This is a genomic window from Rhodococcus mengyinensis, from assembly GCF_048381435.1.
Lineage (GTDB): Bacteria > Actinomycetota > Actinomycetes > Mycobacteriales > Mycobacteriaceae > Rhodococcus_F > Rhodococcus_F opacus_D.
Map to the genome: position 1 here is coordinate 1 of NZ_JBLWIT010000026.1, position 15128 is coordinate 15128.

The 15128-nt window shown below is 68.4% G+C and carries 17 protein-coding genes; 11 read left to right on the forward strand and 6 right to left on the reverse strand.

Going from position 1 to position 15128, the window contains the following annotated elements; translation table 11 throughout:
- A partial coding sequence (locus tag ACNJ7E_RS03180; protein ID WP_418339133.1) for an acyl-CoA carboxylase subunit beta occupies positions 1–1583 on the reverse strand: 1583 nt, incomplete at its 3' end.
- A gap of 116 nt (positions 1584–1699) precedes the next feature.
- Between ACNJ7E_RS03180 and ACNJ7E_RS03185 the strand changes: the two genes are divergently transcribed.
- The 5 genes from ACNJ7E_RS03185 to ACNJ7E_RS03205 are packed head-to-tail and all read left to right on the forward strand — an operon-like array spanning position 1700 to position 5758.
- Entirely contained in the window at positions 1700–2548 is an 849-nt protein-coding gene (locus tag ACNJ7E_RS03185; protein WP_280785192.1) for a biotin--[acetyl-CoA-carboxylase] ligase, read from the forward strand.
- A 16-nt stretch (positions 2549–2564) separates the two neighbouring features.
- Positions 2565–3122: an HdeD family acid-resistance protein gene (locus ACNJ7E_RS03190; RefSeq protein ID WP_280785193.1), complete on the forward strand. Its 558-nt coding sequence runs from the start codon at positions 2565–2567 to the stop codon at positions 3120–3122.
- A 15-nt stretch (positions 3123–3137) separates the two neighbouring features.
- Positions 3138–3695: a PH domain-containing protein gene (locus tag ACNJ7E_RS03195; RefSeq protein ID WP_105413190.1), complete on the forward strand. Its 558-nt coding sequence runs from the start codon at positions 3138–3140 to the stop codon at positions 3693–3695.
- Between the two features lie 39 nt (positions 3696–3734).
- On the forward strand, positions 3735–4415 hold the full coding sequence (locus tag ACNJ7E_RS03200; protein WP_025432276.1) for a response regulator transcription factor: 681 nt from the start codon (positions 3735–3737) through the stop codon (positions 4413–4415).
- Positions 4416–4423: 8 nt separating this feature from the next.
- Entirely contained in the window at positions 4424–5758 is a 1335-nt protein-coding gene (locus ACNJ7E_RS03205) for a sensor histidine kinase (RefSeq protein WP_164065883.1), read from the forward strand.
- A gap of 3 nt (positions 5759–5761) precedes the next feature.
- Here ACNJ7E_RS03205 and ACNJ7E_RS03210 read toward each other — a convergent pair whose 3' ends face one another.
- Positions 5762–6307 (reverse strand): GtrA family protein, encoded by a 546-nt coding sequence (locus ACNJ7E_RS03210; RefSeq protein WP_164065884.1) that lies wholly within the window; start codon positions 6305–6307, stop codon positions 5762–5764.
- Between the two features lie 130 nt (positions 6308–6437).
- Between ACNJ7E_RS03210 and ACNJ7E_RS03215 the strand changes: the two genes are divergently transcribed.
- The 3 genes from ACNJ7E_RS03215 to ACNJ7E_RS03225 are packed head-to-tail and all read left to right on the forward strand — an operon-like array spanning position 6438 to position 8602.
- Complete coding sequence (locus ACNJ7E_RS03215) at positions 6438–7697, forward strand: 5-(carboxyamino)imidazole ribonucleotide synthase (protein WP_280785195.1); 1260 nt, start codon at positions 6438–6440, stop codon at positions 7695–7697.
- On the forward strand, positions 7681–8208 hold the full coding sequence (gene purE / locus ACNJ7E_RS03220) for a 5-(carboxyamino)imidazole ribonucleotide mutase (protein WP_164065886.1): 528 nt from the start codon (positions 7681–7683) through the stop codon (positions 8206–8208). Before ACNJ7E_RS03215 ends, purE begins: the two co-directional genes overlap by 17 nt.
- Positions 8209–8245: 37 nt before the next feature.
- Complete coding sequence (locus ACNJ7E_RS03225; protein WP_280785200.1) at positions 8246–8602, forward strand: hypothetical protein; 357 nt, start codon at positions 8246–8248, stop codon at positions 8600–8602.
- On the opposite strand, the gene ACNJ7E_RS03230 is transcribed toward ACNJ7E_RS03225, so the two are convergent.
- Together ACNJ7E_RS03230 and ACNJ7E_RS03235 are read right to left on the reverse strand one after the other, a co-directional pair.
- Positions 8587–9306: a TIGR03089 family protein gene (locus ACNJ7E_RS03230; RefSeq protein ID WP_005563294.1), complete on the reverse strand. Its 720-nt coding sequence runs from the start codon at positions 9304–9306 to the stop codon at positions 8587–8589. The two genes, ACNJ7E_RS03225 and ACNJ7E_RS03230, sit on opposite strands and share 16 nt — an antisense overlap.
- A 23-nt stretch (positions 9307–9329) precedes the next feature.
- Positions 9330–10859 carry an LCP family protein gene (locus ACNJ7E_RS03235; RefSeq protein ID WP_489686819.1) on the reverse strand — a complete coding sequence of 510 codons (1530 nt, stop codon included), beginning with the start codon at positions 10857–10859 and terminating at the stop codon, positions 9330–9332.
- Positions 10860–10927: 68 nt separating this feature from the next.
- Here ACNJ7E_RS03235 and rfbD point away from each other — a divergent pair, with 68 nt between their 5' ends.
- From rfbD to manB, 3 genes are read left to right on the forward strand one after another with little or no spacing between them, the layout of a single operon-like run.
- A complete protein-coding gene (rfbD, locus tag ACNJ7E_RS03240) occupies positions 10928–11776 on the forward strand; it encodes a dTDP-4-dehydrorhamnose reductase (protein ID WP_280785196.1) in 849 nt (282 codons plus the stop codon).
- A 34-nt stretch (positions 11777–11810) separates the two neighbouring features.
- The gene (locus ACNJ7E_RS03245; RefSeq protein WP_280785197.1) at positions 11811–12710 is read left to right on the forward strand and encodes a glycosyltransferase family 2 protein; all 900 of its coding nucleotides are present in this window, start codon (positions 11811–11813) and stop codon (positions 12708–12710) included.
- Positions 12700–13779 (forward strand): mannose-1-phosphate guanylyltransferase, encoded by a 1080-nt coding sequence (gene manB, locus ACNJ7E_RS03250; RefSeq protein WP_418339134.1) that lies wholly within the window; start codon positions 12700–12702, stop codon positions 13777–13779. Before ACNJ7E_RS03245 ends, manB begins: the two co-directional genes overlap by 11 nt.
- Before the next feature lie 445 nt (positions 13780–14224).
- Here the strand turns inward: manB and ACNJ7E_RS03255 are convergent, their stop codons facing one another.
- A complete protein-coding gene (locus ACNJ7E_RS03255; RefSeq protein WP_280785199.1) occupies positions 14225–14773 on the reverse strand; it encodes an NUDIX hydrolase in 549 nt (182 codons plus the stop codon).
- 10 nt (positions 14774–14783) lie between these two features.
- Positions 14784–15128, reverse strand: a 345-nt coding sequence (locus ACNJ7E_RS03260) for a nitroreductase family protein (protein ID WP_418339135.1), incomplete at its 5' end; no start/stop codon positions are given.

Consider the following 15128-nt stretch of genomic DNA (forward strand, 5'->3'; position numbering starts at 1 on the left):
AGGCGCAGGGCGGCCACGATCTGTCCGCGGGTGTGGGACGGGGGGATGACGGCGTCGACGTAGCCGCGTTCGGCGGCGACGTACGGGTTGACGAGGGTGTCTTCGTATTCCTGTTGCAGTTGCAGGCGCAGGGCGTCGACGTCGTCGCCGTTCTTGGCGGCCTCGAGGAGGCGTTTGCGGTAGACGAAGCCGACGGCGCCGGAGGCGCCCATGACGGCGATCTGGGCGGTGGGCCAGGCGAGGTTGACGTCGGCGCCCATGTGCTTGGAGCCCATCACGTCGTAGGCGCCGCCGTAGGCCTTGCGGGTGATGACGGTGATCTTCCCGACGGTGGCCTCGCCGTAGGCGTAGAGCAGTTTCGCGCCGCGGCGGATGATGCCGTTGTATTCCTGGTCGGTGCCGGGCAGGAAGCCGGGGACGTCGACGAGGGTGATGATGGGGACGTTGAACGCGTCGCAGGTGCGCACGAAGCGGGCGGCTTTTTCGGAGGCGTCGATGTCGAGGCAGCCGGCGAACACGGTGGGCTGGTTGGCGACGATCCCGACGCTACGGCCGTCGACGCGGCCGAAGCCGACGACGATGTTGCCGGCGCGTTCGGCCTGGACCTCGAGGAATTCGTCGTCGTCGAGGATGCGGCGGATGACCTCGTGCATGTCGTAGGGCTGGTTCGCCGAGTCCGGGATGAGGGTGTCGAGTTCGAGGTCCTCGGCGGTGAGGGAGTCGTCGATGGATCCGGTGATCGGGTCGGTGGGCAGCATCCGGGGGGCCGCGGCCTGATTGTTGCTGGGCAGGTAGGACAGCAGGTCCTTGACGTAGTCGAGGGCGTCTTGTTCGCCGGAGGCGACGTAGTGGGCGACGCCGGATTTGACCATGTGGGTGTGCGCGCCACCGAGGTCTTCCATGGTGACGTCTTCGCCGGTGACGGTTTTGATGACGTCGGGGCCGGTGACGAACATCTGGGAGGTCTGGTCGACCATGACGACGAAGTCGGTCAGGGCGGGGGAGTAGACGTGGCCGCCGGCGGCGGGGCCCATGATCAGGGAGATCTGCGGGATCACCCCGGAGGCCTGGACGTTGCGGTGGAAGATTTCGCCGTAGAGGCCGAGGGAGACGACGCCTTCCTGGATGCGGGCGCCGGCGCCTTCGTTGATGCCGATCAGGGGGCGCCCGGTCTTGAGGGCGAGGTCCATGACCTTGACGATTTTTTCGCCGTAGATTTCGCCGAGGGAGCCGCCGAAGACGGTGGCGTCCTGGGAGAACACGCAGACGTCGCGGCCGTCGACGGTGCCGTAGCCGGTGACGACGCCATCGCCGACGGGGCGGTTGTCGGCGAGGCCGAAGTTCACCGAGCGGTGTCGGGCGAGGGCGTCGAGTTCGACGAAGCTGCCGTCGTCGAGCAGGGCGGTGATGCGTTCGCGGGCGGTGAGCTTGCCCTTGGCGTGGACCTTCTCGACCGCGGCTTCACCGCTCGGGTGCTGCGCCTCGGCCTGACGATTACGCAGGTCGGCGAGCTTTCCCGCCGTCGTGTGAATATCGGGCGTACTCGCCGACTCCGCCGCGCTCGGCTCCTGAACAGTGGTCATGACAGGTCAGCTTAACGAGAGCCGACGAGCTTCTGCCAAGGGAGGTGGTCAGGCGGCGGGTTGCCCGGACCCGGCTACTGACCAGTACCTTTTCCAGCTCGTCCTAGGCTGTGGTGATGTGGACCGACCTGAACCGACCCCCTCTCAACGCCGACAATCTGCGCGCGGCGCTCGTCCGCGGTGACGACGACAGCGACACCCGCAGGTTCTGGGCGCGGCTCGACGTGGTGCAGGAGACCGGGTCCACCAACGCCGATCTTCTCGCGCGGGCCGCGACGTCGAACTGCGACCGGCACGTGCTGCTCGCCGAATTCCAGGACAGCGGCCGGGGCCGCCACTCACGCGCCTGGGTGAGTCCGCCGCAGGCGCAGATCGCGGTCTCCCTGTTGCTGACGATGCCGGGGATGAGCGTCCAGGACATGGGGTGGCTGCCCCTGCTGACCGGTGTCGCCGTCGTCGACGCGCTCCGCGCCGCCGCCAAGGTTCCCGCGGAACTCAAGTGGCCCAACGATGTGCTCATCGACGGCCGCAAGGTCGCCGGCATCCTCGCCGAGGTGTCCGCCACGGCACCGGATCCGGCGGTGGTCGTCGGGATCGGTCTCAACGTGAGCCTCACGAGAGACGAACTGCCCGTCGAGCATGCGACGTCGCTCGTCCTCGAGGGCGCCGAGGTCAGTGACCGCGACACCCTCGTGCGGGCGGTGCTGCGCGCCATCGCCGATCGCTGGCAGCAATGGCACGACTCCAACTGGGACGTCACGGAACTCGCCGAGGCCTACCGTGCCCGCTGCGGCACGCTCGGCCAGCGAGTGCGCGCCGAACTGCCCGGCGGGCGTGAACTCATCGGCATCGCAACGGACGTCGACGCGGAGGGCCGGGTCGTGATCGCCCCCGACGGCCAGCCCGGCACGATCGCCGTCGCCGCAGGTGACATCACACATTTACGCCCGGTGCGCACCGAGTAGTGCCACACTGTGGTACATGAGTACCTCAATTCCGGAGTCCTCCGTCACCGCAGCCCGGCGCACGTTGACCGGTCTCACGGTGGTGCTCGGTCTGCTCACCCTGGGTCTCGGCATCGCGGTGCTCGTATGGCCGCACGTGACGCTCACGGTGCTGGCCGTCCTGATCGCCATCCAGTTCTTCGGCTTCGGGATCGTCCAGATCATCCGGGCGTTCGCCGACGTCGAGGCCGGGGGAGCTGCACGGACCCTGGTAGGCGTATCCGGCGCCCTGGCAATACTTCTGGCGTTCCTCGTGCTGAGGAGCCCCCTCCAGACCGTCGTGATCATCGCGCTCGTCGTCGGTGCGTGGTGGGTGTTCCGAGGTGTCCTCGAAATCGTGGAAGGCGCCTCGGGTTCGGTCGCGGATCGCGGGCTGACCATCGTGCTCGGCGTGATCAGCGTCATCGCCGGGGGCTTCGTCCTCCTGCAGCCCGAACTGTCGCTCGAGGTGTTCGTGATCGTGGTCGGAGTGTGGATGGTGCTGTACGGCATCATCATCGTCATCACCCCGATAGTGCTCAGCCGCATGCGATAGAGGCACACTCTTCGCATGGGATATCCGGAGGACGCCCTCGCCGAGGACGAGGAACTGCTGCTTCACCGTCATCCACACTGGAAGATGCTGCTGCTCCCCGCCGTCACGTTTCTGCTGGCGACGGCCGTGGCAGGTTTCGCGGCGGGATTCGCCGAGAACAAGCTGGACGGCTCCGCGCTGAACGTCGTGCTCGTCGTCGTCCTCGTGGTGTGGCTGGGGCTCGTCGTATGGCGCTGTGTCGCGCCGTTTCTCAGCTGGAAGTTCACCCACTTCATCGTCACCGACCGGCGTGTTCTCATCCGCCAGGGTGTGATGACCCACACCGGGATCGACATTCCGATGGGGCGCATCAGCAACGTCCAGTTCCGGCACGGCCTCCTCGACCGGATGCTCCGCACCGGCACGCTGGTGATCGTGTCGTCCTCGGACGATCCACTGGAATTCGACGACATCCCCGACGTGCAGCGCGTCCACTCGCTGCTCTATCACCAGGTGTTCGACGCGATGGATCTCCACCGCGAACGGGAGCGTGACGACCCGCGCGGCGACGCCGACACCGGCAAAGGCTGGTAACCGGTCACGGCCGTCTGCGCACCTCCGTACGCTGTGGAGGTGACTGCTGTATTGCTTGCCGAAGATGACGAAGCCATTGCCGCCCCGCTGTCGCGGGCACTGGGCCGGGAGGGATACGACGTCACCATCGAGCAGACCGGCCCGGCGGCGCTGGAGCAGGCGCTCGACGGAGCGTACGACCTGTTGATCCTGGACCTCGGACTCCCGGGGATGGACGGACTCGAGGTGTGCAGGCAGGTACGCGCCCACAGTTCGGAACTGGCGGTGCTCATGCTCACCGCACGCACCGACGAGGTCGACTTCGTCGTCGGACTCGACGCGGGCGCCGACGACTACGTGGGCAAGCCGTTCCGGTTGGCGGAATTGATGGCACGGGTGCGCGCCCTGCTGCGCCGTCGCGGTGGCGGCGAGGATTCCGTCGTCGAGGTCGGCGGCATCCGGCTCGAACCGGCGGCCCGGAGGGTGCTCGTGAACGGCACCGAGATCGCCCTCGCCAACAAGGAGTACGAGCTTCTCCGGGTGCTGCTCGAGCACGCCGGGCAGGTGGTGTCCCGCGACACCATCCTCGCGGAGGTCTGGGGCGACGTGGAACTGCGCGGCTCGAAGACACTCGACATGCACATGTCGTGGCTTCGCCGGAAGATCGGTGACGAGGGCCCCGCCGCCGAGCGTCGCATCGCGACGGTCCGCGGCGTCGGCTTCCGCATCAACACCGACTAGGCGGGGTAGTGCGCCGCAGAATTCTCCAGTCGATCCTCGCAGTCGTGATCCTGACGGCACTGCTGCTCGGTGTGCCGCTCATCTACACGGCGTGGTTGTGGGTCGAGGATTTCAACCGGAGCGATCTCCAGGTCCGGCTCGATCGGATGGCGACGGAGATCATCACCCAGGAGGGCGTCAACGGCGTCGTCGAGGGTGATCTCGACACGAACTCCCTGCGTCTGCTGACGCCCGCCGGGGGCCGCCTGGTGGTGGTCTATCCGACCACCGAGGACGGCGCAGCGCGAGTGGACATCGGCGAATCGTCCGTGCGGTCGCCCCTCGTGGAATCTCTCGCGATGGGCACATCCGGTTCGCTGCGTCTCGAGGTGCCGTCCGACGAGATGCGCACCCAGCAACGCCAGGCGGTCGGTGCCGTCGCGCTGCTGGTCCTCGTGTCCATCGCCGCGGGCACCGTGGTCGCCTACGTCACGGCGAAGCGGCTCGCCGACCCACTGCGGGACGTCGCCAACCGGGCGGCCCGGCTCGCGGAGGGCGACTTCCGGCCCGACCCCCGGCGTCACGGCATCCCCGAACTCGACCGCGTCTCCGACGTCCTGGACTCCGCAACCGTCGAGATCGCGGGACGGCTGCAGCGCGAACACGCGCTCGTCGCGGACGTCTCCCATCAGCTCCGCAGCCGACTCACGGCCGTCCGTCTCCGGCTCGACGAGCTGTCCGTGCACTCGGACCCCGCGGTCGTGGTCGAGGCCGACGAGGCGATGGCGCAGGTGGACCGATTGACCGTTGCGATCGACGAACTGGTCCGCTCGTCACGTAGCAGTGGTACCGAGACCCACGTGTCGGTGATCCGGGAGCTCAGCGTGGTCATCGCGGACTGGAAGCGGCCGTTCGAAGACGTCGACCGCGAGTTGCTGCTGCGCGGGGACACGAACGTGATGGCGTCGACCACCGGTTCCCGGCTCCGCGAGGCCGTCGCGGTGCTCGTCGACAACGCGCTCATGCACGGGGCGGGAACGTGCACCGTCGCGGTGCGTCTGATCCAGGGGCAGAATCTCAGGACGCCCGGCGAGGAGACGTCGCCCCGCGAGACCATGGTGTGCGTCGAGGTGTCGGACGAGGGAGTCGGGGTCAGCAACGACCTCGCGCCACACATCTTCGACCGCGGATTCTCGGGGGCCGGTTCGACCGGTGTGGGCCTGGCGTTGGCCCGCGCACTCATCGAGGCGGACGGCGGCCGGCTGGAACTGCAGCGACGCCGTCCGGCGCTGTTCGCGATCTTCGTTCCCCTCGCGCGCGAGCACGTGCCGACGCGGGTCACCGGGATCCGGGAACCGCGCTGACGATCAGGAGTGGCCGAACTCTTCCTCGACGGCCTCGTCGACGAGGTCCGGATCGATGATGTGCACGTTCTCGTCGGGGAAGGCGAACCGGCGGAGTGCCCAGAAGCGGAACACCATCTGCAGCAGGTTTCCGATGATGTAGTTGAGCACGAAGTCGACGACCACCAGCGTGGTCAGATTCTCCTGGTCGGCGCGGATGTCGAACACGTTGTTGGCGATCCACAGGGGCGCCGCGGCGAGGAGGACGCCGATCCCGCTGATCGTGAAGAACAGCAGGGCCTCGTGGTGACGTTCACGCCCGCCACGGTTCTTGAACGACCATTCGCGGTTGAGAATGTAACTCAGGACCGTCGCGAGAATTCCGGACAGAATTTTTGCGACAACGGGCTTCTCTTCGAGGATCGTCAGGCTCAGCGAATAGAAGATCGCGAGGTCGAAGATCATGGTGGTGCCGCCCACAATCGCGAACTTGATCAGTTCGTGATGCCGCAACGCGAGAGCCCGAAAAGGCTGGGGAACGCGTGCTAGGACGCCGTCGACAAATGACACAACGGATGAGTTTACGAAAGTCGGACCGGATACCACCAATTGACGGCGAGATCATCAGGAGAATCACAGAAACTGCCCACCGGCACCTCGGCGGCGGAACCCCGCGCCGGACGTGACAAACTAGTGACCCGTGACCGGCAACTCTGACTCCACACCGCGTCCCACGACACCCCGCGATCTGACCGCCGGGCAACCCGTCGTGACGATGATCGGTGGCGGCCAACTCGCGCGGATGACCCACCAGGCCGCGATTGCGCTCGGCCAGACCCTGCGGGTGCTCTCCGGCGCCGCCGACGAACCCGCAGCCCAGGTGAGCCCCGACGTCGTCCTCGGCAGCCACACCGACCTCGACGCGCTCCGCAGGGCCGCGGTCGGGTCGCACGCGCTGACCTTCGACCACGAGCACGTGCCCACCGAGCACCTCGACGTCCTGGTCGCCGAGGGCGTCAACGTGCAGCCGCCGCCGACGGCGCTCATCTACGCGCAGGACAAGCTGGCGATGCGCCGCAAGCTCGCCGAACTCGGCGCACCGGTCCCGGCGTACGCCGAGGTGACCTGGGCCGAGGACGTCGTCAAATTCGGCGCCGAACACGGGTGGCCTGTCGTGATCAAGGCCGTTCGCGGCGGATACGACGGTCGCGGCGTGTGGATCACCGACGATTCCGACGAGGCCGAGCGCATCGTCACCCGGCAACTCGACAAGGGTGTCTCCCTCATCGTCGAGGAGAAGGTCGAGATGCGGCGTGAGCTGTCCGCGATGGTGGCGCGGTCACCGTTCGGCCAGGGCGCCACGTGGCCCGTCGTGGAGACGGTGCAACGCCACGGACAGTGCGCCGTGGTCCTCGCCCCCGCCCCAGCTCTGCCCGACTCGGTCGCCGAGGCCGCCGAGGAACTGGCGCTCCGCATCGCGTCCGAACTCGGTGTGGTCGGCGCGATGGCCGTCGAACTGTTCGAAACGACCGACGGCACGCTCGTCGTCAACGAACTCGCGATGCGCCCGCACAACTCCGGCCACTGGACCATGGACGGTGCCCGCACCTCACAGTTCGAGCAGCATCTGCGCGCCGTCCTCGACTACCCGCTCGGCGACACCGCACCGCTCGCACCGATCACGGTGATGGCGAACGTGCTCGGTGCACCGACGGCCCCCGAGATGAGCATGGACGAACGCGTCCACCACCTCTTCGCCCGGATGCCCGACGCGAAGATCCACCTGTACGGCAAGGGCGAACGTGAGGACCGGAAGATCGGCCACGTGAACATCGTCGGCGGACCCGGCTCGATCGACGACCCCGAATACGTGGCGCGGGTGCGCGAGCGCGCCGAGCGCGCCGCGCACTGGCTCTCGCATGCTGAATGGACCGACGGATGGGATGTACACGGTGAGTGACACGGCAGCACGGCAGGGCGCACAGGTCGGGCTCATCATGGGCAGCGACTCCGACTGGCCCACCATGGAGGCCGCCGCCGAGGCGCTCGCCGAGTTCGGGGTGCGCTTCGAGGTCGGTGTCGTCTCCGCGCACCGCACACCGCAGCGCATGCTCGACTACGCGAAGGACGCGGCCGGCCGTGGCATCCAGGTGATCATCGCCGGCGCCGGGGGTGCCGCCCACCTGCCGGGCATGGTCGCGTCGGCCACCCCACTGCCCGTCATCGGTGTGCCCGTCCCGCTGAAATACCTCGACGGCATGGACTCGCTGCTCTCGATCGTGCAGATGCCCGCAGGCGTCCCCGTCGCGACCGTGTCCATCGGCGGCGCCCGCAACGCGGGCCTGCTCGCCGTCCGCATCCTCGGCGCCTCCGACCCCGCCCTGCAACAGCGGATGGTCGCGTTCCAGGACGGGCTCGAGAAGATGGTCCTGGACAAGGACAAGGCACTCCGCGACAAGCTGCTGGGCTGAGTATCCTGCGCCTGTGAAACGCAGCCGCGGTGTGCCGATGATCCGAGCGTCGCGGGGGAGCTCGCAGTCCGCGGCGATCACACGGCTGGCGTTGGTGTATGCCCGGCTGTGGGGCGCCCGCATCGCGTTCGACGCCGAGTTCGGCATCTTCGTGTGCAGCCGGATGCGGGGTGGGTACGCGCGCGGCGGGACGACGATCGGCGGCGCATTCCTCACCGGCCCGGAACCGGCGAGATCGCTAATGCGACACGAAGCGGTCCACGCCGACCAATGGGCTACGTACGGGTGGACCTTCGCGCTGCGGTATCTGTTCGAGGAGTTGCGGCACCGCGGTTCCCGGAACAGGTTCGAGATCGCCGCGGGCCTCGCGGACGGCGGCTACCGGGAGAGCTGACGGGTGATCTTCTCGGTGTCGACGCGCCTCGACCGGGCTGCGTCGTCGGCGTTGGTGACCTGCACGAGTGACGCTCCGGCTGCGAAGACGGCCACCAGACCGTCGATCAGGGCGTCGGGGGAGTCCCACGCCTCTTCGGACAGCACCCGGTCGGTACCGGTGATTCCCTGGGATTCGGCGGAGGCGAGCGCTGCGGCGAGGACGTCGTCGACGCTCTTGCCGGCCAGTGCGGGTCCGGCGACCGTCGGCCGGAACTGGTCGCCGTGGACGCGCACGGAGGTGGCGTAGTCGGTGATGCCGACGGGGAGGTCGGGGACGGGCCTGCCGAACGCGTCCAGCGACAGCGCCGCGACCTCGGGTACGTCCTCGACGTCGCCCAGGTGCTGGGCCGAGACGAGTGCGATCTCGGCGTCCGCGTCGGCTTCGAGGACGACCTCGGCGCCGGCCCACCATGCACCGAGCAGAACCGCGGCGGTCTGCCAGTGCGCGGGAAGGAGCACCGCGACGCGGGCGCCGGGCTCGACGCCGAATTCGTCACGCAGAAGGTTTGCGGTCTTGGCCGCCCAGTTGGCGAGGGTGAGGGCCGAGAGTTCGACCCGTTCGCCGGTCGCGTCGTCGTAGAACGTGACGCGCGGGCCGGCCGGGTCGTTCTTCAGGATGGGGTCGAGCAGGGCGTCGGTCAGCGTGCGGGACGCATGGTTCATGGACACGATCCGTCTCTCGTTTTCTAGTTCACGCAACGCGGGCCCGACGAGCCGGCATCGATGGGTGGGCCGGGCGGTGCCGGGGTGGGGGTCGTTCCTGCTGTGGACGCGGGTTCGAGGCCTGTCTCCGAGGACTCGGACGACGTGGTGGTGCCGGTGGTCTCGGCGGACGTCGGGCCCTGGTAGTCACTCGACAGCACCACCCGCACCGAGCCTTCGGGCAGTGATGCGTCGGTGTCGATGGGGAGTCCGCCGAGTGCTGCGGCGACCGCCTTGGCGCTGTCGTCGTCCGCGGAGTGCGCGAAGACGGTGGTCTCGCTCACCGACTGACCTGTGTAGTTGCCGACCTCGCCCTGGCCGTAGCCGAGCGACGTGAGAGCGTCGGCGACGCCGTTCGCGAGGCCCCCGACGTCGCTTGCATTTGCCACGTCGACGGTGACGGTCGAGGCGTCGATCTTGGGCGTCTCGGACGTGGTGGTGTCTTCCGAGTCGGTGGGTTCCTCGCCGACGAGACCGGCCACGTACTTCTTCACGTCCTTCGGCTTGACCTCGACGATGGACTCGCCGTAGTCGGTCATGCCGTTGAGATCCGCGACCGGAATCGTCTCGAACTGCACCTTGCCGCCGGCGAGGTCCTGCAGTTGGGTGGCGAATTCGATGATGTCCCAGTCGTCGTCGAGCACCACCGAGCGTTGCACGGCGCCGCTGAGTTCGTTCAGCTTGCCGGGATCGCTGAGTGTCTTCGCGGACAGCACCTTGCCGACGAGCGAGGCCATGAACACTTGCTGACGCACGATGCGGTCGAGGTCGCCGCGGGGCAGGTCGTGGCGCTGGCGGACGAAGCTCAATGCGTCCGCACCCTTCAACGTCTGCTCACCGGCGGGGAAGTGCGCGCCGGACATGTCCTCGTCCACCGGTTCGTTGAGGCAGACGTCGACGCCGCCGACAGCGTTGGTGAGGAGGACGAACCCGAGCAGCCCGACCTCGGCGTAGTGGTCGACGGTGATCCCGGTGAGATCGGCCACCGATTGGATGAGCGCCTCGCGGCCGGCCTTCGTCGACTCCTCCTCGGCTTCCTTGTCGGTGGCGCCGTCCTCGACGAGTTTGAGCCGCTCGGTCTCCTTGGTGGCGCCGTACGCGGCGTTGATCTTCGACATGCCGATGCCCGGCACGTCGACGTAGGAGTCGCGGGGGATCGAGATAGCGGTGGCGGAACTCCCGTCGTTGGGAACGCGGATGAGGACGATGGTGTCGGTGTTGGACGCCACTTCCTCGCCGGCCCGAAGTGAGTCGAGTTCCTCCTGGGACAGCGGGTTGCCGTGGGCGTCGGTGCGGCTGTCGGTGCCGACCATGAGGATGTCGACGGCGCCGTCGGCGCTTCCGCCGAGTCCCAGACCGCCCGCGGTTGCCAGATTGTTGCGCAGCGAGTCGATACTCCGCCAGGCGAATCCCGTCACGACGAGGGCGAGCACCGACAGCACCGCCACAGCGATGTGAATCGGCCGCCGAGCCGTGCTCGGGGGTGCGTCTGGTGCGGGTTGCTCGTGTGACACGGAAACCAGGCTACTGGTCGCCGCGCCGGGAGCAGGGAGGCGTCGATCGGCGTGCCAGACTGACCCCCGTGACGAAGATCCTTGTGACCGGCGCCCGGGGACAGCTGGGTGGACACCTCCTCCGACGAGCCGCGGCGACCGGTATTCCGGCCCGGGGGGTGGGGTCCGACGAACTCGACATCACCGACCCCGGCGCGGTGAACGAGCAGGTCGAAGGCGAATCGGTGGTGATCAACTGCGCGGCGTACACGGCGGTCGACGCTGCGGAATCGGACGAGGACACCGCCCGGGCGGTGAACGAGACCGGGCCTGGGAACCTGGCGGCGGCGTGCGCCCGGGTGGGTGCCCGGCTGATCCACGTCTCCACCGACTACGTCTTTGCCGGGCAGGGCGACACGCCGTACGAGGTGGACGCCCCGACGGGTCCGGCAACCGCCTACGGACGCACCAAACTCGCCGGCGAACGCGCCGTCCACGCAGCGCTTCCGTCCGCCCACGTCGTGCGCACCGCATGGGTCTACACGGGGGTCGGCTCCGACTTCGTCTCCACCATGCTCCGGCTCGAGCGCGAACGTGACACGGTCGACGTCGTGGACGATCAGGTGGGCTCGCCCACATTCGCCGGCGACCTGGCCGATGCGCTGCTCCAACTCGCGGGGCGCAGCGACGTCGACGCGCCGGTCCTGCACGCCACCAATTCGGGTCGGGCGAGTTGGTTCGACCTCGCACGCGCAGTGTTCGAGGAAGCAGGCGCGGACCCGGAGCGAGTCCGGCCGTGCACGAGTGCCCAGTTCGTGCGGCCCGCCCCGCGACCGGCGTTCTCGGTGCTGTCCGGGAGTGCGTGGGCCGACGTCGGGCTGACCCCGTTGCGGCCGTGGCGAGACGCGTTGCATGCGGCTGTGCGTGCAGCGGTGTGAGGCGGACCCTCTCCCAGCGGCTACGCTTGCCCGCGTGAGTTCGAAGCTGGCCGTGGTGACGGTGACCTTTTCGCCAGGTGAGCATCTGGAGCAATTCCTGGGCACTCTCGCCGAGGCGACGAAAGAAGATCCGCAGGTCGTGATGGCCGACAACGGATCGACGGACGGCGCCCCCGAGGCCGCGGACGCGGCGCACGAGCACGTGCGCCTGCTGTGCACCGGCGGGAACATCGGCTACGGCGGTGCCATCAACAGGGCTGTGGCGGAGATCGACGACGAGATCGAGTTCGTCGTCATCGCCAATCCGGATGTTCGCTGGGCGCCCGGATCGATCGACGTACTTCTCGCGGCCGCCGAGCGCTGGCCGCGTGCCGGGGCGCTCGGACCTCTCGTCCTGGAACCCGACGGGAGCATCTACCCGTCGGCACGCCAGGTGCCCGACCTCGTGTCGGGTGCCGGGCACGCGATTCTGGGCACGGTGTGGCCGTCCAACCCGTGGACTGCCGGCTACCGCCAGGAGAACGAGACGGTCAGCGAGCGGTCGGTCGGCTGGTTGTCCGGTTCGTGCCTGCTCATGCGGCGCGCGGCCTTCGACTCGATCAACGGCTTCGATTCCCGCTACTTCATGTACATGGAGGACGTCGACCTCGGCGACCGCCTGGGCAAGGCCGGATGGCTGAACGTGTACGTGCCTTCCGCCGAGGTCACCCACGCGAAGGGGCACGCCGCGGGCAAGCATCCGGAACTGATGCTGCCCGCTCACCATCAGAGCGCGTACCGGTTCCAGGCCGATCGTCATCCCCACTGGTGGCAGGCGCCGCTTCGGTGGGCACTTCGGGGAGGATTGGCAGTGCGGTCGAAGATCGCCGTGGCTGCCGCAGTCCGGGAACGACGCACGAACCAGAACGAGGGGGGAACGACTCATGGCAATTGAGAAGACGACCGACGCAGTGGTGCTGGTCGGCGGTCAGGGAACGAGGCTCCGCCCGCTGACGTTGTCGGCGCCCAAACCCATGCTGCCGACGGCGGGTCTGCCGTTCCTCCAGCATCTCCTCGCGCGGATCGGGGCGGCCGGGATCACGCACGTGGTCCTCGGGACGTCTTTCAAGGCGGAGGTCTTCGAGGAGTACTTCGGCGACGGTTCCAAGCTCGGTCTCGAGATCGACTACGTCACCGAGACCGAACCACTCGGCACCGGTGGCGGCATCCGCAACGTTCTGCCGAACCTGCGCGGTGACCACGCCATGGTCTTCAACGGCGACGTTCTCGGCGGCACCGACCTGGGCGCGATCCTCGACACCCACCGGAACCGGGACGCCGACGTCACCCTGCACCTCGTGCGGGTGGGGGATCCGCGGGCGTTCGGCTGCGTGCCCACCGACGCCGACGGCCGGGTCACGGCGTTCCTCGAGAAGGCGCAGGACCCGCCGACCGACCAGATCAACGCCGGCTGTTACGTCTTCAAGCGCGAGATCATCGAACGGATCCCCGAGGGCCGTCCGGTGTCGGTGGAACGCGAGGTGTTCCCGTCGCTGCTGGCCGAGGATGCCCGCATCTACGGACACGTCGACTCCTCGTACTGGCGCGACATGGGCACCCCCGAGGACTTCGTGCGCGGTTCCGCGGACCTGGTGCGCGGCATCGCTCCGTCGCCTGCGCTCGACGGACCGCGCGGCGAATCGCTCGTCCACCCGGGTGCGGGTGTCGCCCCGGGCGCGCTGCTGATCGGCGGGACCGTCGTCGGCCGCGGCGCCGAGGTGGGTGCGGGCGCGCGACTCGACGGCGCGGTGCTGTTCGACGGCGCCGTGGTCGAGGCCGGCGCGACCGTCGAACGGTCCATCATCGGTTTCGGCGCGCGCATCGGGCCGCGGGCTCTGGTGCGTGACGCGGTGATCGGTGACGGAGCGGACATCGGCGCCCGGTGCGAACTCCTGCGCGGCGCCCGGGTGTGGCCGGGAGTGACGTTGCCCGACGGCGGGGTCCGGTTCAGCACGGACGTGTGAGAGATCAACGTACCCCTGCCCTGAAGGGCCGGGTTTGCCAGTCGCGTCCCCGACTGGCTGTCGGGTGCGCGCCGACTGTAGGCCGGTTGATTAGGCGGCCCAATAGCCGTGCGTCGTGGTCATGTACTTCACGTACCCCAGGTAGGCGATGTTCAACGCGGCATTGTGATCTGCCTGATCGACATGTCCACACCCGGCACACAAACCGATCCTGTGTGATCCGGTTCGCCTTGTCGACGTGCCCGCACGGGTAGCGGGCCTCGAGGTTCGCGCCCCGCGGCGATCCGGACCCGAGGCGTCCCAACGGATTACGCGGGTGATCGGATCGGGTTGCCGAGCAACTTGCGGCCCGTTCGGGAGATCTCGGCTACGCCGACCCGGCGATCTGGGGAACGTCCTCCGGCGACCGTATCTCGGCGAAACGCCCGACGCTGGCGCCGCTCCGCTAGCGCAGTCCGGCCAGGTGCACGAGCTGGTCGATCGTGGACTTCTCCGCGTTCGGCGGCAGTGCGTCCACCGGCCACCAGCGGAGGTCCGTCGATTCGGAGCTACGCACGATGTGGGCGTCGGGACGCGCGCGGACGACGAACCGGAGATCCAGGTGCCGGGTGGGCTGTCCGAGTGAGCACGTGATCGGGTGGGTGTGCGCCGACAGCAGGACGGGATCGATCCGGAGGTCGGGAATTCCCGATTCCTCGCACGCCTCCCGCAGCGCGGCGTCGACGACGGTCTCGTCGGAAGGCTCGCAGTGCCCGCCCAATTGGATCCACCGGCCGACCCGGGGATGCAGCGTCAGAAGCACGTGACATCCCCCCTCGTCCAGGACGAGGGAGGACGCCGTGATGTGTCCGGGTGCGTGCTCCCGCAGGCACCCCAGCGGCGCCGACGCGAGGAACGCGAGCATGGTGTGGCGCAACGATTCGTCGTTCTCGTCGAGCGTTTTCCAGCCCTCGAGTGCGGCGGTCGCGGTGCGGTGTAGTGATTCGGCGCTCATTGCGCGTGGGTCATCTCTCGATCAGGGCGTCGCCGGGGTCGGCGGCGTGTCGGGGGGTCAGTGGTTCGAGGGGGTGGCCGACGGCGATCGCGCCGAGGGGTTGCCAGTCGGCGGGCAAGTCGAGGGTGCTGCGGACGGTGTCGGCGGCGAAGATCGTCGACCCAATCCAGCAGCTGCCGATTCCCTTGGTCGCCAACGACACCAGCAGTGCCTGCACCGCGGCTCCGACCGCGACGGTGAACATCGTCGACTCCGCCGCCTGCCGACGCTGGTCGGGGTAGTGGTGGGCGCCGTCGGGGACGCAGAACGGGATGATCACCTCCGGTGCGTCGAACAGGATGTTGCCGCGGGCCAC